We start from the raw sequence: 18,373 nt of genomic DNA on the forward strand, positions 1-18,373 counted from the left end.
CCGACTCCCGGGCCGTGCGCGTCCGGGGGCTGACCGTCCGCCACCGCAGGACACTCGCGCTGGACGCCGTCGACCTGGACCTCGGTCCCGGGGTCCACGGGCTGCTCGGTCCGAACGGGGCCGGCAAGACGTCCCTCGTCCGCGTCCTCGCGACGGTCGCGGAGCCCGCCGCCGGCCGGGTGGAGATGCTCGGCAGCGACCTCGGCCGGCACCGGGAGCGGACCGCCGTACGCCGGGAACTGGGCTATCTCCCGCAGGAGTTCGGGTACTACCCGGGCTTCACCGTGCGGGAGTTCGTGGCGTACGTGGCCTGGCTGAAGGAGATGCCGCCGGCCGCCGTGCCGGACGCGGTCGAGCACGCGGTGACCCGGGTGGGACTCGCCGACCGCATCGACGCGAAGGTCAGAACGCTCTCCGGTGGCATGGTCCGCCGCGTCGGCATCGCGCAGGCGATCGTGAACGAGCCCCGCGTCCTACTGCTGGACGAGCCCACCGCGGGCCTCGACCCCGAGCAGCGCGTCGAGTTCCGCGCCCTGCTGCGGGAGCTGGGCCGGGCCGCCACCGTCGTCGTCTCCACCCACCTGGTCGAGGACGTGGCCGCCGCCTGCACGGACGTCACCCTGATCGAGGCGGGCCGGGTCGCCTACCGCGGGACCCCGCGGTCGCTGGCCGACCTCGGCGCGGACGGCACCTCCGCCGACGGCAACGCCATGGAGCGCGGCTACACCGCGGCCCTGCGCGCCCACCGCGCCGGCACCCCGGCGGAGGCCGGCCGATGAGCGTCCGCACCCGGCCCGACGAGGACCGCGCCGCCGCCGTCGCGCCGGACCGGAGCACCGCTCCCGTATCCCGTGGCCGCCGCGCGCGCCCGCCGCTGCGCACCGAGTTCCTGCGCGGGTTCGCCCCCTGGGCGGGCGCCGCGCTGCTGGTGGCGCTGGCGTGGCCCCTCGCGGCCACGGCCGCGCAGTGGCAGGGCAGCTGGGGTGAGACGACCACCTCGCTGGGCTACGCGGCGGGACTGGTCGGCGCGCCCTTCGCGCTGGCGGCGGGCGCCTGGCAGGGCGGCCGGGAACGCCGGCTGGGGACGGCGGACCTGCGCGTCTCCGCCGCCCGCGGTCCGCTGGCCCAGCTCCTCACGGCGGCGCTGCCGCTGGGCTGCTGGCTGACGGCCGCCTACGTGCTCGTGGTGGCCGGGGCGCTGGCCGCCTGCGCGCCCTACGCCTCGGCGGGCGCCCCGGTCCCGACGGTCTTCGCGGGCACCGCCGTCTCGCTCACCGCGTGCACGCTGCTCGGCCACGTCGCCGGCCGGGTGCTGCCCTGGCGGCTGACCGCCCCGGCGCTCGCGATCTGCGGTTACGTCCTGTTCGGCGTCGTGGGCACCTCGCACGACGGCCTGCGCCTGCTGGCGCTCGCGCACGTGCGGGGGAACGGCGACCAGGCGCTGCCCCTGTGGTGGTACCCGCTCCTCGCGGCCCTGTGGACCACCGGGCTCGCCGCCGCCGCGGTCCTGGCCCTCACCGCGCGCCGCCGCCCCGCCGCGCTGCTGCCGCTGGCCGCCGCGCTTGCCGCCGCCGTCCTGCTCGTCCGCACGGGTGACGGAGTGCTCGCCGACAACCCGCGCATCCACCGGCAGGTGTGCGCCACCTCGGTCACCCCGCACGTGTGCGTCAACGCCACCCAGCCCGGTCTGCTGCCGGAGGTGACCGACGCGCTGTCCGGTCTCACCGGCCGGCTGGCGGGCGTACGGAACCTGCCGGTGCGCTTCGAGGACCTGGGGCGCCGCCCGCACGGGGACGAGGCCCAGATGCCGATGCTGACGCCGTTCGGGCACAGCGTCGTACGCGGTGAGGTCACCGATCCCCCGCGGTACGCCTGGGAGGCCGCGCAGATGCTGGTCCGGGCGGACTGCGAGGAGACCCCGTCGTCCCGGCGGGTGCGGCTCACGGACGAGGCCGTGCTGCGCTGGCTGGCGCCTGACCCCTTGTCCCGTGACCTGCGCCGACAGTTCGAGAAGGCGGCCCGGAAGAGCGGCGACGAGGAGACACTCGCCCGCTACCGCGCCGAGGACGAGGCGTACGCCCGCCTCGCGGGGATGACCGGCGAGGAGCGCCGCGGCTGGCTCGGCCGCTATTTCGCGACCGCCGGGGACTGCACCCCGGACGCGAGAGAGGTCCCGTCCCTGTGAAGACGCCCTGCCCGCCCGCTCCGCTCGTCCTGTACGCCCGTTCCCGGGCCCTGCCCATGACGGTGGCCGTGCTGGTCTGCGCCGCGCTGCTGACCCTGTGGGCGGCGAGCCGGCCGGCGACCTACCTGGACCCGTACCGCAGGATCCCGCTGCTCTCGCTCGCCCCGGTGGCGGCGTCGGCGGCGATCGGGGCGAGCCTGCACGCGTACGCCAGGGAGCTGGACGACACCGCCGTGCGGCCCTGGTGGCCCCGGCGCCTGGCCCACCTGCTGGTCCTCGGCGTGCTCGCGGCGCTGCTGCTGGCGCTCGCCGTGCCCGGGCGGGCGGAGGTGTTCGGGGCGGCGGCGATGGTCCGCAACACGCTCGGCGCGGTCGGTCTCACGGCGGCCGCGGCGGTCGTGACCGGCGCCCGGGCGAGCTGGCTGCCGACGACGCTGTACTTCAGCTCGGTGTACCTCTCGGCCTCCTCGCCGCGTGTGAGAAAGGAGACAGTCCTCGCCTGGCCGCTGCAGACGGGCCCGCAGCCGGCCGCCTGGGCCGTCGCGCTGGCACTCTTCGTGTGCGGTCTGGCGCTCTGCGCATGGCGGGGCGCCCGCCCCGAAGGACCCCGCGGCTGAGGCGGGGCCGTGCGGGACGGGCAGGGGTGCGCGAAGGCCCGGATCGTCAGGCGGAGATGCCGTCGATCCGGGCCATCGCGTCCTCGGCGCCGTACGGCTGGAGGTAGGGCAGCCACCGCGGGTCGCGATGGCCGGTTCCGATGATGCGCCAGGCGAGCCCCGTCGGCGGGGCGGGTTTGTGGCGCAGGCGCCAGCCGATCTCGACCAGGTGGCGGTCGGCCTTGACGTGGTTGCAGCGGCGGCACGACGCCACCACGTTGTCCCAGACGTGCTGACCCCCGCGGCTGCGCGGGATGACGTGGTCGACGCTGGTTGCGACGCCACCGCAGTACATGCACCGGCCGCCGTCGCGGGCGAACAGCGCTCGCCTGGTCAGCGGGACCGGGCCCCGGTAGGGCACCCGGACGAACCTCTTCAGCCGGACCACGCTGGGTGCGGGGACAGTAACGGTCGCGCTGTGCATGAAGGCGCCGGATTCCTCGAGGGAGACGGCCTTGTTCTCCAGGACGAGGACGAGCGCGCGGCGGAGCGGTACGACGCCGAGTGGCTCGTACGACGCGTTGAGGACCAGGACATGCGGCACGGATGCCTCCTTGTACGCCGGCGGCGCGTGGCTCGCGCCGGGACGATCTGTGGTCAGTGTCCCCTCATGCCTGGTGGAAGCGCCACCATGTCCCGGTAACGGGCTGGGAGTGTTTTCGACCACACCTGCTTCTTCCCCGGGTGAGCACAGTCTCTCCCCCGGAGACGGCAACGATCCACACACGATGCCCCGTTAGTGTGGTGGGTCTGCCCGACGGTGTCCCCTTCGTGATTTCCGGCCGCGGGCGGACCGCTACGCCTGGAGGTACACCCCGTGTTCTTGTCCGTCCTGTCGGCCGCCGCGACCCCGTCGCCGTCACCCTCGACGACGGCCGACCCGCTCCAGGACGCCCAGGAGAGCGCGACCAACGCCGCCAGCTGGGTCGAGCAGAACTGGTCCACCTGGCTGAGCATCGGTCTGCGGGTCCTGCTGATCGTGGTCATCGCGGTGGCCCTCAGGATCGCGGTGCGCCGGGCGATCACCAAGTTCATAGAACGGATGAACCGGACCGCACAGGCCGTCGACGGCACCGCGCTCGCCGGGCTGCTGGTGAACGCCGAGCGGCGCCGGCAGCGGTCCCAGGCCATCGGCTCGGTCCTGCGCTCGGTGGCGTCCTTCCTGATCGTCGGCACGGCCGCGCTGATGGTCCTCGGCACGTTCGAGATCAACCTCGCGCCACTGCTCGCCTCCGCGGGAGTGGCCGGTGTGGCGATCGGTTTCGGCGCCCGCAACCTGGTCACGGACTTCCTGTCCGGCGTGTTCATGATCCTGGAGGACCAGTACGGGGTCGGCGACACCATCGACGCGGGCGTGGCCTCCGGCGAGGTGATCGAGGTCGGCCTGCGCGTCACGAAGCTGCGCGGCGACAACGGCGAGATCTGGTACGTCCGCAACGGCGAGGTCAAGCGGATCGGCAACCTCTCCCAGGGCTGGGCCACGGCGGGTGTCGACGTCACCGTCCGCGCCTCGGAGGAACTGGACCACGTCCGGTCCGTGCTCAACGAGGTCGCCGAGGCCATGAGCAAGGCGGAGCCCTGGAACGAGCTGCTGTGGGGCCCGATCGAGGTGCTCGGCCTCGACAGCGTGCTGCTCGACTCGATGGTGGTCCGCGTCTCGGCGAAGACCATGCCGGGCAAGGCCCTGACGGTGGAGCGCGAGCTGCGCTGGCGCATCAAGCGCGCCTTCGACGCCGCCGACATCCGGATCGTCGGCGGTTCCACGGTCCAGCCGGAGGAGACGCCGGCCCCGGACCCGACGGCCGCGGTGGCGGCGCCCTCGGTGTACGCGAACTCGGCGTCCCCGCAGTCGGAGGCCGCGTCCCCGATCGCCCCGAGGCCCCCGCAGAGGTAGCCCCGGCGCCTTCCGCAGACCCACCACGACCGCCCCCGCGGGTAACGACTCCGTTGCCGCGGGGGCGGTCTCTCTTGACGCCCTGACGGCACCGCGCCTACGTTCCTCCCATCGAACAGGAAACTTTCCTAACAGTGATCTCGCGGCGGGGTCTCCCCGGCCCCGCGTGGACGGCGCCGCCGCGGCACTGGAAAGCTGGGCAGCCGAGAGGCAGGTGGGGACGACATGGCCGGATCAGCCGGTACGCCGGGCACTCCGCGCGTCCTGCGCGCCATGAACGACCGCGCCGCACTGGACCTGCTCCTGGAGCACGGCCCGCTGTCCCGCACCCGGATCGGCAAGCTGACCGGGCTGTCCAAGCCCACCGCCTCCCAGCTCCTCGCCCGGCTGGAGGCCGCGGGGCTGGTGCTGGCCACCGGGACCAGCGAGGGCCGCCCGGGCCCCAACGCCCAGCTGTACGCCGTCAATCCGCACGCCGCCCACGCGGCCGGACTCGACGTCACCCCCGAACGCATCCGGGCGGCCGTCGCCGACGTCACGGGCCGCACGGTCGGCGAGTTCGAGCTGCCGACACCCGGCCGGCGCCCGGCGCAGCCCGTCGTCCGGCAGGTCACCGACGCGCTGGACGGGGCGGTGAAGGCCGCGGGGCTCGCCCGGGACGACGTGCACCGGCTCGTCATCGCGACGCCCGGCGCCTTCGACCCCACCACCGGACGGCTGCGCTACGCCTCGCACCTGCCCGGCTGGCACTCCCCCAGCCTCCTCGACGAGCTCGCCGCGGCGCTGCCGATGCCCGTCGAGTACGAGAACGACGTGAACCTGGTCGCCGTCGCGGAGCAGCGGCTCGGCGCGGCCCGCGGTCACGAGGACTTCGTCCTGCTGTGGAACGAGGGCGGTCTCGGCGCCGCGCTCGTCCTCGGCGGGCGGCTGCACCGCGGCTGGACCGGCGGCGCCGGCGAGGTCGGGTTCCTGCCGGTGCCCGGCGCGCCCCTGGTCCGGCAGGTGACCCGCGCCAACAGCGGCGGCTACCAGGAGCTGGCCGGCTCCCAGGCGATCCCGGCGCTGGCCCGCGAGCTGGGCATCCGGCCGGTGCCCGGCGGGCCGTACGCCGAGGCGGCCGCCGCCCTCGTCGCCCGCGCCGCCGCCGTGAACGAGGGGCCGCACCTGCGGCTGCTCCAGACGTACGCGACCGGGCTGGCCACCGGTCTGGCCTCCCTCGTCTCCGTCCTCGACCCCGAACTCGTCGTGCTCAGCGGCGCCTCCCTCACCGCCGGCGGTGAACCGCTGCGGGCCCTGGTCCAGGCGGAGCTGGAGGAACTGGCCGCGTCCCGTCCGCGGCTCGTCGTCGGCGACGTGCGTGAACACCCCGTGCTGCGCGGCGCGCTGGAGAGCGCGCTGGCGGCCACCCGCGACGAGGTCTTCGACACCTCGCGCTGACCCCGCCGCCTCCCGGCACCGCCCCCCTCTCGCCCACCCCCCGCGTCCCCTGCAGTCCCGCCCGTCCTAGGGAGACCCCGTCATGCCCGGAATGTCCCGGAAAGCGGCCGTCGTGCTGGCCGCGTCCGCCTCGATAGCCCTCCTCGCCACCGCCTGTACCGGCCAGTCCGACTCCGGTGCGAGCGACGACGCCTCGAAGGAGACGACGCTCAACTTCTGGCACGCCTGGAGCGCGCCCGGTGAGGTCGAGGCCGTCAAGTCGCTGGTCGCGGGCTTCGAGAAGAAGCACCCCAACATCCACGTGAACGTCGTCGGCAACATGACGGACGACAAGATCAACCAGGCACTGCGCGCGGGCGGCGACAAGGCCCCCGACGTCGTCTCCTCCTTCACCACCAACAACGTCGGCAAGTTCTGCTCGTCCGGCGCCTTCGTCGACCTGAACCCCTTCTTCGAGAAGGCGCACATCGACCCGGAGAAGACGTTCCCGAAGGCGATGAACGAGTACACCCAGTTCGAGGGCAACCGCTGCGCGGTGCCGCTGCTCGGTGACGCCTACGGGCTCTACTACAACAAGACCGCCTTCGAGAAGGCCGGCATCACGTCGCCGCCGAAGACCTGGTCGGAGTTCGAGAAGGACGCCAGGAAACTCACCGTCGCCAAGGGCGACTCGTACTCCCGGCTCGGCTTCATGCCGAACTACCACGGCTGGGAGTCGACCACCGAGCACTACTTCGGGCAGTTCTCGCCGACGTACTTCGACAGCGAGGGCAAGTCGAACATCGCCAAGGACCCGGCGTTCAAGCAGGGGTTCACCCTCCAGAAGCGGCTGGTCGACGCGCTCGGCGGCTACCGGAAGCTGGAGAAGTACCGGTCCAAGCTCGGCGACGAGTGGGGCCCCAAGCACCCCTTCCACACCGGCCAGGTCGCGATGCAGCTGGACGGCGAGTGGCGGCTCGGCATGGCCGAGGAGGCGAAGCCCGGCTTCGAGATCGGCGTGGCACCGCTGCCCGTGCCCGACGACCAGGCCGACCAGTACGGCAAGGGCTACATCACCGGCACCATCGCGGGCGTCGCCGCCACCAGCAAGAAGCAGAACGCCGCCTGGGAACTCGTGAAGTACATGACCACGGACACGGACGCGGTGGTCGGCTTCGCCAACGCGATCCACAACGTGCCGTCCACGCTGGCCGCCCTCAAGTCCCCGAAGCTGAAGTACGACCCCCGCTTCAAGACCTTCCTGGACATCGCGTCGAACCCGCACTCCACGACGACTCCCGCCTCGGTCAACGGCGGCACCTACCTCGTGACGATCCAGCAGTTCGGCTACGACTACGAGAGCGGCAAGGCGCGGGATCTGGAGGCGGGTCTGCGGAAGACCGCCGCCCAGATCGACACGGACATCGCCCAGGCGAAGTGACACGTCCATGAGCGCCACGTACACACTGCGCGCCAAGCGCCGCCGGGCGGCGCTGCGCACGGCCGCCTTCATGTCGCCCTGGCTCGTCGGGTTCGCGGTCTTCTTCGCCTACCCGCTGCTCTCGACCGTCTACTTCTCGTTCATGCACTACGACGGCTTCAAGCCGCCGACGTGGAACGGCACGAGGAACTGGGTCTACGTCTTCCAGAACTACCCGCTGTTCTGGCCCGCGTTGCGCAACACCCTGTGGCTCGTCGTCGTCATGGTCGGTCTCCGGGTCCTGTTCGGACTGGGCGTCGGGCTGCTGATCACGAAGATCAGGACGGGGACGGGCGTCTTCCGGACCCTCTTCTACCTGCCCTACCTGGCGCCGCCCGTCGCCGCCACGATGGCGTTCGCCTTCCTGCTCAACCCGGGCACGGGACCGGTGAACTCGATCCTGGAGGGCATCGGCATCCCGGCGCCCGGCTGGTTCAACGACCCGGCCTGGTCCAAGCCCGCGCTCACCATGCTCGCCCTGTGGGGCGTCGGCGACCTCATGGTCATCTTCATGGCGGCGCTGCTCGACGTGCCGAAGGAGCAGTACGAGGCCGCCGAGCTGGACGGCACCTCCGCCTGGCAGCGCTTCCGGTACGTGACCCTGCCGAACATCTCGCCGATCGTGATGTTCGCCGTGGTCACCGGCGTGATCCAGACCATGCAGTACTACACGCAGCCGCTGATCGCCGGGAAGGTCGCGTCGGGCGTCATCCAGGGCGCGGGCACGCAGTTCGAGCCCGGCTACCCGGACAAGTCGACGCTCACCCTGCCGCAGCTCGTCTACAACCTCGGCTTCCAGCGCTTCGACTACGGCTCCGCCTGTGTGGTCGCGCTCGTGCTGTTCGCCCTGTCCATGGTGTTCACCGCGTTCCTGATGCGGCGCCGGGGCGGTCTCATCCAGGCAGGTGACTGACCATGACCCAAGTACTCGACAAACCGCTGGAGTCACGACCGCGGCCCGTCTCGCCGGCCGAGCGCACCGCCCGCCGCAGGGCCTTCCTGGAGTGGATCGCGGTGCACGCGCTGGGCGTGGCGGCCGCGCTGTTCTTCGTGCTGCCCTTCGTGTTCGTGTTCCTCACCTCGCTGATGAGCGACACGCAGGCACTCAGCCGGGACCTGGTCCCGCACACCTGGGAGTGGGGCAACTACCGCGAGGTCTTCGATACCCCGGGGTTCCTGACCTGGTGGAAGAACACCCTGCTCTACGCCGGGGCCGGCACCGTCCTCACCGTCGTGTCGTCGATCCCGGTGGCGTACGCGCTCGCCAAGTTCCGCTTCCGGGGCCGGAACCTGTCGCTGATGCTGGTCATCTCGATGATGATGCTGCCGCCGCAGGTCGTCGTCATCCCGATGTACCTGTTCTGGGCGAAGCAGCTGGACCTGTCCGGCACGCTGTGGCCGCTCATCGTCCCGATGGCCTTCGGGGACGCGTTCTCCATCTTCCTGCTGCGGCAGTTCCTGACGACCATCCCGAACGAGTACCTCGACGCGGCCAGGGTCGACGGCTGCGGGGACCTCAGGACACTGCTGCGGGTCGTGCTGCCGATGGCGAAGCCCGGCATCGCGGCGGTCGCGCTCTTCCAGTTCTTCTACGCCTGGAACGACTACTTCGGGCCGCAGATCTACGCGTCCGAGAACCCCGCCGCGTGGACACTGAGCTACGGCCTGGAGTCGTTCAAGGGCGCGCACCACACCGACTGGAATCTCACCATGGCCGCGACCGTCCTGGTCATGGCCCCCGTGATCCTCGTGTTCTTCTTCGCGCAGAAGGCGTTCGTCGAGGGTGTCACGCTCACCGGAGTGAAGGGCTGACCATGAAACTCGCAGTAGTGGGCGGGGGCTCCACGTACACCCCCGAACTCATCGACGGCTTCGCGCGGTTGCGGGACACCCTGCCCGTCGAGGAGCTGGTGCTCGTCGACCCGGCCGCCGACCGGCTGGAGCTGGTGGGCGGCCTGGCCCGCCGGATCTTCGCCCGGCAGGGGCACCCGGGGCGCATCGTCACCACGTCCGACCTGGACGCGGGGGTCGAGGGCGCCGACGCCGTGCTGCTTCAGTTGCGCGTCGGCGGGCAGGCCGCCCGCAACGAGGACGAGACCTGGCCGCTGGAGTGCGGCTGCGTCGGGCAGGAGACGACGGGCGCGGGCGGCCTCGCCAAGGCGCTGCGCACGGTGCCGGTGGTGCTGGACATCGCCGAACGGGTCCGCCGCACCAACCCGGACGCCTGGATCATCGACTTCACCAATCCGGTCGGCATCGTCACCCGCGCCCTGCTCCGGGCGGGCCACAGGACGGTCGGGCTGTGCAACGTGGCGATCGGCTTCCAGCGGAAGTTCGCCGGACTGCTCGGGGTCGCGCCGGCGGAGGTGCACCTCGACCACGTGGGCCTCAACCACCTCACCTGGGAGACCGGTGTGCGTCTGGGCGGCCCCGAGGGCGAGAACGTCCTGCCCAGGCTGCTCGCCGAGCACGGCGGGGCCGTCGCGGACGACCTGCACCTGCCCCGCAGCATCGTCGACCGGCTCGGCGTCGTCCCGTCGTACTACCTGCGCTACTACTACGCACACGACGAGGTGGTCCGGGAGCTGGGGACGAAACCCTCCAGGGCCGCCGAAGTGGCGGAGATGGAGCGGGAGTTGCTGCGGATGTACGGCGACCCGAAGCTCGACGAGAAGCCGGAGCTGCTGGCCCGGCGCGGGGGCGCGTACTACTCGGAGGCGGCCGTGGACCTGGCGGCCTCGCTGCTCGGCGGGGGCGGCAGTCCCTACCAGGTGGTCAACACCTACAACCGGGGGACGCTGCCCTTCCTGCCGGACGACGCCGTGATCGAGGTGCAGGCGGCGGTCGGCACGAAGGGGCCGACGCCGCTGCCGGTGCCGGACGTCGACCCGCTCTACGCGGGCCTGATGGCGAGCGTGACGGCGTACGAGGACCTGGCGCTGGAGGCCGCGCTGCGCGGGGGTCGCGACCGGGTGTTCCGCGCCCTGCTCGCGCACCCCCTGGTGGGCCAGTACGCCTACGCCGACGCCCTCACCGACCGGCTGATCGCGCACAACCGGGAGCACCTCGCGTGGGCGTGAGCGCAGGCGTCCTCGCCATCGACGCGGGGAACAGCAAGACGGACGTCGCGGTCGTGTCCACCGGCGGGGAGGTGCTCGCCACGGCCCGCGGCGGCGGGTTCCGCCCCCCCGCGGTGGGCGTGGAGACGGCCGTGGACGCGGTCGCCGCGGCGGTCGGGCGGGCGTACGACGCGGCGGGCGTGACCTCCGTCGCCCATGTCTCCGCCTGTCTCGCCAACGCCGATCTGCCGGTCGAGGAGGAGCAGTTGGCGGCCGCCCTGAAGGCGCGGGGGTGGGGCGCGAGCGTGGACGTGCGCAACGACACCTTCGCGATCCTGCGGGCGGGGGTCGCCGAGCCGCGCGGCGTCGCCGTGGTGTGCGGCGCCGGCATCAACTGCGTGGGCATGCGGCCCGACGGCCGCACCGCCCGCTTCCCCGCGATCGGCCGGATCTCCGGCGACTGGGGCGGCGGCTGGGGGCTGGCGGAGGAGGCCCTGTGGCACGCGGCGCGCGCCGAGGACGGCCGGGGCGGACCGACGGCCCTCGCCCGCACCCTGCCGGCCCACTTCGGCCTCGGCTCGATGTACGCGCTGATCGAGGCGCTGCACCTCGGGCACATCGGCAACGCCCGGCGGCACGAGCTCACCCCGGTGCTGTTCGCCACCGCCGCGGACGGCGACCCGGCGGCCCGCGCGCTGGTCGACCGGCTCGCCGACGAGGTGGTCGCCATGGCGGCGGTGGCCCTGACCCGCCTGGAACTGCTGGACGAGGAGGTGCCGGTCCTGCTCGGCGGCAGCATCCTCGCCGCCCGGCACCCGCAGCTCGACGACCGGATCGCCGAACTGCTCGCGGACCGCGCCCCCAAGGCGGTCCCGCGGGTGGTCACGGCGAGCCCCGTCCTCGGCGCCGCGCTCCTCGGCCTGGATCACCTCGGGGCCCCGGACGAGGTCCACGCGCGCGTGCGGGCCGCCTACGAAGGGACCGTGACCGCCGCGCGCGACGGGGCGTGAACTCCCGCGCGGCGGGGGGCGCGATCCCTCCGCCGCAGGCCGGGAACCGAACGGAACCGGCGCGCGTATTCATGGGCAGGGGGGTGGCGCGGGGAGTCGCGCGCCGTGCTGGAGTCCGACGGGTGTGCCGCGATCCGAACAAGATCGAGTCAAGGCCTGTGCGGATGTCCGCCGCGGCGGCGATACTTGCGCCCGTGCACCTCCGCCCGCGCCCTCGGCGCGGTGGGCGGGGGTGACCGACGAAGGACCATGGGGGAGGTCACGTGACGTATCGGCAGCAGGGCGGTGCGGCGCCACCGGCGCCGGCCGCGCCCGCGGTCCCGGCCGTGCCGCCGCAGGCCGGGCCGCCCGCGCCGGTGCCGCCCGCGCGACCGCAGCCCGCCGTGACCGCGCCGCGCCGTACGGCGTGGTCCGAGGGCGTCGACCGGCTGCGGGCGGGCGCGACGACCGAGCCGGGCCGGCTGCGGATCATCGGCGCGCTCCTCGCGCTGCTGGTCGTCGCCTTCGGCTCCGTGACCGCCTGGCAGATGGCCGACCGCGCGGCCGCCGCCGACGACGTGCTGCACAAGAGCCAGCCGCTGAGCTCCGACGCCGCCGACATCTACCGCTCCCTCGCCGGCGCCAACACGGCCGCCTCCAGCGGCTTCCTGGCGGGCGGTCAGGAGCCGAAGGAAACCCGCGAGCGGTACGAGAAGAACATCAGGACGGCCGCCGCCAAGCTGGTCACCGCCGCCGCGAACTCCGAGCCGGGCTCGGAGTCGGCGGCCACCATCACCAAGCTGAACAAGCTCCTGCCGCAGTACAAGGGCCTGGTCGAGCGGGCCCGCGCCAACAACCGGCAGGGCTTCCCGCTCGGCGGCGCCTACCTTCGGTACGCGAACGACAAGATGCAGAAGGAGATGCTCCCGGCCGCCGAGAAGCTCTACACCTCGGAGAACCGCCGGCTGCGCTCCGACTACGCCGCCGCGACCCCCTACCCCTGGGCCGCCATCGCGCTGGGCCTCGTCGTGCTCGGCGCCCTCGCCTGGACCCAGCGGCGCCACTACCGGCGCACCAACCGCGTGCTGAACCAGGGCCTCGCCGCCGCCACGGCCGCCGCCGCGGTGGTCCTGCTCTGGCTGGTCGTCGGGCACAGCGTGGCCCGGGCCGGGCTCGACTCCTCGTACGACCACGGCGTCCGCTCCCTGAACGTGCTGCACGACGCGCAGATCGCCTCCCTCAAGGCCCGCGGCAACGAGACGCTCACGCTGGTGAGCCGCGGCGCGGAGACCGTCGATGTCGGCGGCAAGTCCAAGGACAGGTTCGACGTCGACTTCCAGAAGGCGATGAGCGACCTCACGAAGGGCCTGGCCCAGGCGGGTTCGCTGGCGGACGACACGGCGGGCGAGAAGCCCGTCACGACCGCCACCGGCAACATGAAGGTGTGGAAGTCCCGCCATCTGGAGGCCCGCCGGGCCGACGACGCGGGCGACTACCAGGGCGCCCTCGACCGGATCATCGGCACCGCGGCGCAGAAGCCGACCGGCGAGTGCTTCGACGGCGTCGACGACAATCTGGACCTGGCGCTGCGGCACGAGGAGCGGGAGTTCCGGCAGGCGGCGGGTGACGGGCTCGGCGCGATGACCGGCCTGCCCCTCGGTGCGGCCGTCCTCGCGGTGCTCGGCGCGGCGGGAGCGGTGCTCGGCATCGGGCGCAGGCTGTCGGAGTACCGGTGAGAGGAGGAGCGGCCATGACCGTACGACGGCTGAGGGCGAGCCTGCGGGGCTGGGGCGGAGTGGGCGCGATGGCGCTCGCCTGCGCCCTCACCGCGGCTCTCGCGCTGCTGCTCCCGCTGACCGACGCGCGCGGGGACGGCAGCACCGGCATCGGCGGCCGGGGCGTCGCCGACGGCCGCCAGACCAGGGCCGAGGACTGCACCGACCCGCAGGACCTGAGCCCCTCCCCGTCCGGCGACGAGAGCGGCGCCACGGTCAAGGCCATCAAGGAGCGCGACTACCTGACGGTCGGCGTCGACCAGAACAGCTACCGCTGGGGCTACCGGGACCCGAACAGCACCAAGGACAAGGTCGAGCTGGAGGGCTTTGACATCGACCTCGCGCGGCGGATCGCCGAGGCGATCCTCGGCGACCCGAACAAGATCCGCTTCAAGGCCATACCCACCAACGAGCGCATCCCGGCCATCCAGGAGGGGCGGGTCGACATGGTGGTGCGCACGATGACGATCTCCTGCACGCGCATGAAGGACGTCGCCTTCTCCGCGCCGTACTTCATGACCGGTCAGCAGGTGCTCGCCCCCAAGAAGTCGGCCATCGAGGGCTACGACAAGACCCTCGCCGGCAAGCGCATCTGCACGGCGGACGGTTCCACCGCCTTCGAGACCCTGGACAAGGACCAGGACGCGGGCAGACTGCCCGCGTCCGTCGACCTGCGGACCGTCGTCCCGAACCAACTCGACTGCCTGGTACGGCTCCAGCTCGGCGAGGTGGACGCGGTGGTGACCGACGGCGCACTCGCCGCGAGCCAGGCCGCGCAGGACCCGACGGTCGAGCTCAAGGGCAGCACCTTCACCACCGAGTACTACGGTGTGGCGATGAACAAGGACGCCGAGGACCTGGTGCGCCGGGTCAACCAGGTCATCGAGGACTACCGCAAGAGCGGCTGGCAGGCGTCCTACGACACCTGGCTGTCCGCCACCCTGCCCGAGAAGTCGCCGTCGTCGAAGCCGCCGGTGGCCCACTACAGGTGACGGCCCCCGACCGGCGACAGGCAGCAACCGAGAGCGAGAGGTGATCGATGGGCGTCACGGGGCCCCCCGGGCCGGTGATGGACCGGGACGAGGTGGACCGTGCGCTGGCGCGGCTCGGCGCGGAGCACGAGGCCATCGAGACCTCCCTCCTCGCCCTCCAGGACCACGCGGGCCGCAGACTCCTCGAAGGCGCCGAGCTCACGGGCGTCACCCAGGAGCGCTGGACGGCCACCGAGGCGTCGATCACCCTGCTGTGGGCGTACTTCGACGCGTACGCGGACGCCCTGCGCGCGGCACGCGGCATCCGTGCGCGCCGGCGCTGGTCGAGCCGTGAGGACCTGGCCGAGCTGACGGAGTTGCTGCGCGGCGAGAGCGTCACCGTCGCCGGCAGCGCCACGGCCAACGCGCCCACGCTCGCCGGATCGGGCAAGCTCAGCGAACGGTTCTCGCTGGTCGCCCTCGTGGAGCGGATGAACGAGCTGTACGCGGCCTCCCTCGACATGGTCGTGGCGGCGGACGCCGTCTGGTCCGCGCTGCCGGCCCGGATCGATTTACTGGCCGCGGAGCTCCAGCGCACCCGCCGGCTGGCGCACTCGGTCGGCGTACGCCCCGGCGAGCACCCCTCGGGCGACGACCTGGAGCGGATCACGCGCACGCTGACGTCGATGCGGGAGCGGGTGATCTCCGACCCGCTGGCCTTCTGGCTGCCCGCACAGGGCAGTTCGGCGCCCGGCGGCGGCCGGCCGGACACGACCGCGTACGACCGCGAGGCGCGCGCCCTGGAGGACGTGCGCCGGGAGATCGACGCGGTGCTCACCGTGCGGCAGGACGCGGAGGCGCGGCTCGTACGGCTGCGGGACGTGCTCTCGCGCGCGGACCGCACCCTGGCGGAGGCCCGGTCCGCCCGCGGCGAGGTGCTGGCGAAGATCGCGGCGTCGGAGGTGCCCGCGGTGAGCGGCCCGCCGACCGCGCTGCACGAGCAGCTGGCGGCCGCCGCCGAGTACCGCAGGCACGCCCAGTGGCACCGGCTCTCCCCGCTCCTGGAGTCGCTGGAGCAGAAGGCGGAGGACGAACTGCTGCGCGCCCGTGAGTCGTTGACGGCCGTCACCGCGCCGCTCGCGGTCCGCGCGGAACTGCGCGGCCGGCTCGACGCGTACAAGGCGAAGGTCGCCCGGCACGGTCTCGCGGAGGACCCGTTCCTCATCGAGCGCTACGACGCGGCGCGCCGCATGCTGTGGAGCGCGCCCTGCGATCTGCGGGTCGCGGAGGAGGCGGTGCTGCGCTACCAGCGCGCGGCGTCCGAGCTGCTGAGCCCGCGGGCGCCCGGGCAGGACGGCGCCGGTGAGCCGGCCGACCAGAGGAGGCCCGGCACGTGAGGGGCAGGGGTGAGGCAGCGTGAGTGAGCAGTCCGTGAGCCGGGCGCGGGAGTGCCAGCGCCCCGGCTGCCCGGGGTCGTACGAGGACATGGGCGGCGGGGAGCTGTACTGCGACACGTGCGGTCTGGCGCCGGTGGTCTCCTCGGACGGCATGGTGGGTTCGCAGCCGACCGGGATCACGGCGGGCGGGGGCTCGCGCGGCTCCCGGGGCAGCAGTTCGCGGGCCAGTTCACGGGCGTCGTCGCGGTCCTCGCAGTCCCGGCGCTCGGTCTCGGGCCGTCTGTCGCGCTCCCTGTCGGGGAGTTCGGGCTCGCGGTCGGTGTCGGTGCGCAGCTCCGGCTCGACGACGGGGTCCTCCAGCCGCGGCCGGCTCGGCGCCGGCCTGGTGCAGGTGCCGGGGGTGCCGCGGCCCGACCCGCGCGAGATGGTCCTGGAGAACCCGGAGGTGCCCGAGCGCAAGCGGTTCTGCTCGCGCTCCGACTGCGGTGCCCCGGTGGGGCGTTCGCGCGGGGACCGGCCCGGGCGCACGGAGGGCTTCTGCACCAAGTGCGGCCACCCGTACTCGTTCGTGCCGAAGCTGCACGCGGGCGACATCGTGCACGGCCAGTACGAGGTCGCGGGCTGTCTGGCGCACGGCGGGCTCGGCTGGGTGTACCTCGCCGTCGACCGTGCCGTCTCCGACCGCTGGGTGGTCCTCAAGGGCCTTCTGGACACCGGGGACCAGGACGCGATGGCGGCCGCGATCTCCGAGCGCCGCTTCCTCGCCGAGATCGAGCACGCCAACATCGTGCGCATCTACAACTTCGTCGAGCACCTGGACCAGCGCACCGGCTCCCTCGACGGCTACATCGTCATGGAGTACGTGGGCGGCAAGTCCCTCAAGGAGATCGCCAACGGGCGGCGGACGGCGGACGGCAAGCGGGACCCGCTGCCGGTGGAGCAGGCCTGCGCGTACGGCATCGAGGCCCTGGAGGCGCTCGGGCACCTGCACAGCCGCAACCTCCTGTACTGCGACTTCAAGGTCGACAACGCGATCCAGACCGAGGACCAGCTCAAGCTGATCGACATGGGCGCGGTGCGCAGGATGGACGACGACGAGTCGGCCATCTACGGCACGGTCGGCTACCAGGCCCCGGAGGTCGCCGACACCGGCCCCTCCGTCGCCTCCGACCTCTACACGGTCGCGCGCACCCTGGCGGTGCTCAGCTTCGACTTCCAGGGCTACACGAACGTCTTCGTGGACTCGCTGCCCGACCCGGACACCATCGAGGTGTTCCGGCAGTACGAGTCCTTCTACCGGCTGCTGGTGCGGGCCACCGACCCCGATCCCGTCCGCCGCTTCGCCTCCGCGGAGGAGATGTCGGAGCAGCTGACCGGCGTCCTGCGCGAGGTCGTGGCCCTGCAGACGGGCCGTCCGCGTCCCTCGCTGTCCACGCTGTTCGGGCCCGAGGTCAAGGTCACGGACACGGAGTTGTTCGTGAGGCTGGACGGTGACGTCTCCCGGCTGGGGGCGCGCGCCGTGCCCGTACGGGGCGGGAAGCTGCCCGCCCTGCCCCGCCCGAGGTCCAACGGCACCCCGCCGCCGCCCCCGCGCCCCGGGACGTCCCTGGTCAAGCCGCTGAACACGGCCACCACCGCGCTCGCGCTGCCCGTCCCGCGCGTCGACCCGGGCGACCCGAACGCCGGTTTCCTGGCGGGTCTGCTGACGTCCGCGCCCGCGGAGCTGATCACGGCGCTCGCGGCGGCGCCCAGCGAGTCCGTGGAGACGCACCTGCGGCAGCTCCGGGCCCGCCTGGAGAGCGGCGACGCGTACACGGCGCTGGAGGTCCTGCGGAAGCTGGAGGAGCAGCGGCCCGACGACTGGCGGGTGGTCTGGTACCGGGGCGTGGCCGCGCTGGCGACCGGGGACCACGAGGGTGCGGCGCTGTCCTTCGACGCGGTCTACGACGCGTTCCCCGGCGAGCCCGCCCCCAAGCTGGCCCTGGGCGTCTGCGCGGAGGTGCTCGGCCAGCTGGACAACGCGGCGGAGTACTACCGCCTGGTGTGGACGACCGACCCGAGCTACGTGAGCGCGGCGTTCGGCCTGGCGCGGGTCCAGCTCGCGGCGGGCGACCGGCGGGGCGCGGTGCTGACCCTGGAGTCGGTGCCGGAGTCGTCGATCCACTACACGGCGGCGCGGGTCGCGGCCGTACGGGCGCGGCTGCGGCACCGGACGGCCGAGGAGGCCGCCGCGCCGGGCTTCCTGGACGAACTGACCGCCGCCGCAGGGCAGGTGGAGGCGCTGGACGGCTACGGTCTGGACGCCGTGCGACGCGAGCAGTTGTCCACAGAGGTCCTGGGCTGTGCGCTGGACTGGGTACTCTCCGGTAGCCGAGGTTCCGCTCCGGCCGGGGGCGGACGTGCGCTGCTGGGCAGCGAGCTGGACGAGCGAGGCCTCCGCTTCGGTCTCGAGCGTTCGTACCGGATGCTCGCCAGACTCGCGCAGGGCGGCGAGGAGAGGATCGACCTGGTGGAACGTGCCAACCGTTACCGCCCCCGGACGTGGGTGTGA

At 73.0% G+C, this 18,373-nt stretch carries 15 protein-coding genes; 14 read left to right on the forward strand and 1 reads right to left on the reverse strand.

Annotation, left to right across the window (positions count from 1 at the left end; translation table 11 throughout):
* Window positions 1-14: 14 nt before the first annotated feature.
* From ACWGIS_RS05975 to ACWGIS_RS05985, 3 genes are read left to right on the forward strand one after another with little or no spacing between them, the layout of a single operon-like run.
* Window positions 15-779, forward strand: a complete 765-nt coding sequence (locus ACWGIS_RS05975) for an ABC transporter ATP-binding protein (protein ID WP_453361268.1) — start codon at window positions 15-17, stop codon at window positions 777-779.
* Complete coding sequence (locus ACWGIS_RS05980; protein WP_453361181.1) at window positions 776-2,185, forward strand: hypothetical protein; 1,410 nt, start codon at window positions 776-778, stop codon at window positions 2,183-2,185. The genes ACWGIS_RS05975 and ACWGIS_RS05980 overlap by 4 nt, the downstream gene beginning before the upstream one ends.
* The gene (locus tag ACWGIS_RS05985; RefSeq protein WP_453361182.1) at window positions 2,182-2,802 is read left to right on the forward strand and encodes a hypothetical protein; all 621 of its coding nucleotides are present in this window, start codon (window positions 2,182-2,184) and stop codon (window positions 2,800-2,802) included. The genes ACWGIS_RS05980 and ACWGIS_RS05985 overlap by 4 nt, the downstream gene beginning before the upstream one ends.
* A 46-nt stretch (window positions 2,803-2,848) precedes the next feature.
* On the opposite strand, the gene ACWGIS_RS05990 is transcribed toward ACWGIS_RS05985, so the two are convergent.
* Complete coding sequence (locus ACWGIS_RS05990) at window positions 2,849-3,385, reverse strand: HNH endonuclease (protein WP_388908986.1); 537 nt, start codon at window positions 3,383-3,385, stop codon at window positions 2,849-2,851.
* A 273-nt stretch (window positions 3,386-3,658) separates the two neighbouring features.
* Here ACWGIS_RS05990 and ACWGIS_RS05995 point away from each other — a divergent pair, with 273 nt between their 5' ends.
* The 11 genes from ACWGIS_RS05995 (at window position 3,659) to ACWGIS_RS06045 (ending at window position 18,373) form a co-directional block, all read left to right on the forward strand.
* Window positions 3,659-4,735 carry a mechanosensitive ion channel family protein gene (locus tag ACWGIS_RS05995; protein WP_453361183.1) on the forward strand — a complete coding sequence of 359 codons (1,077 nt, stop codon included), beginning with the start codon at window positions 3,659-3,661 and terminating at the stop codon, window positions 4,733-4,735.
* 225 nt (window positions 4,736-4,960) lie between these two features.
* Complete coding sequence (locus ACWGIS_RS06000) at window positions 4,961-6,172, forward strand: ROK family transcriptional regulator (RefSeq protein WP_453361184.1); 1,212 nt, start codon at window positions 4,961-4,963, stop codon at window positions 6,170-6,172.
* 82 nt (window positions 6,173-6,254) lie between these two features.
* Window positions 6,255-7,592, forward strand: coding sequence for an ABC transporter substrate-binding protein (locus ACWGIS_RS06005; RefSeq protein ID WP_453361185.1), 1,338 nt, complete (start codon window positions 6,255-6,257; stop codon window positions 7,590-7,592).
* 7 nt (window positions 7,593-7,599) lie between these two features.
* Window positions 7,600-8,544 carry a carbohydrate ABC transporter permease gene (locus ACWGIS_RS06010; RefSeq protein ID WP_453361186.1) on the forward strand — a complete coding sequence of 315 codons (945 nt, stop codon included), beginning with the start codon at window positions 7,600-7,602 and terminating at the stop codon, window positions 8,542-8,544.
* 2 nt (window positions 8,545-8,546) lie between these two features.
* Window positions 8,547-9,443: a carbohydrate ABC transporter permease gene (locus tag ACWGIS_RS06015; protein ID WP_453361187.1), complete on the forward strand. Its 897-nt coding sequence runs from the start codon at window positions 8,547-8,549 to the stop codon at window positions 9,441-9,443.
* Between the two features lie 2 nt (window positions 9,444-9,445).
* Window positions 9,446-10,711, forward strand: a complete 1,266-nt coding sequence (locus tag ACWGIS_RS06020; protein WP_453361188.1) for a 6-phospho-beta-glucosidase — start codon at window positions 9,446-9,448, stop codon at window positions 10,709-10,711.
* The gene (locus ACWGIS_RS06025) at window positions 10,702-11,700 is read left to right on the forward strand and encodes an N-acetylglucosamine kinase (RefSeq protein ID WP_453361189.1); all 999 of its coding nucleotides are present in this window, start codon (window positions 10,702-10,704) and stop codon (window positions 11,698-11,700) included. The genes ACWGIS_RS06020 and ACWGIS_RS06025 overlap by 10 nt, the downstream gene beginning before the upstream one ends.
* 263 nt (window positions 11,701-11,963) lie before the next feature.
* Window positions 11,964-13,415, forward strand: coding sequence for a hypothetical protein (locus ACWGIS_RS06030; protein WP_453361190.1), 1,452 nt, complete (start codon window positions 11,964-11,966; stop codon window positions 13,413-13,415).
* 14 nt (window positions 13,416-13,429) lie between these two features.
* Entirely contained in the window at window positions 13,430-14,446 is a 1,017-nt protein-coding gene (locus ACWGIS_RS06035) for a glutamate ABC transporter substrate-binding protein (RefSeq protein ID WP_453361191.1), read from the forward strand.
* Between the two features lie 47 nt (window positions 14,447-14,493).
* Window positions 14,494-15,822 (forward strand): hypothetical protein, encoded by a 1,329-nt coding sequence (locus ACWGIS_RS06040; protein WP_453361192.1) that lies wholly within the window; start codon window positions 14,494-14,496, stop codon window positions 15,820-15,822.
* 88 nt (window positions 15,823-15,910) lie between these two features.
* Complete coding sequence (locus tag ACWGIS_RS06045) at window positions 15,911-18,373, forward strand: tetratricopeptide repeat protein (RefSeq protein ID WP_453361269.1); 2,463 nt, start codon at window positions 15,911-15,913, stop codon at window positions 18,371-18,373.

This window comes from Streptomyces sp. NPDC054842 (assembly GCF_053611025.1).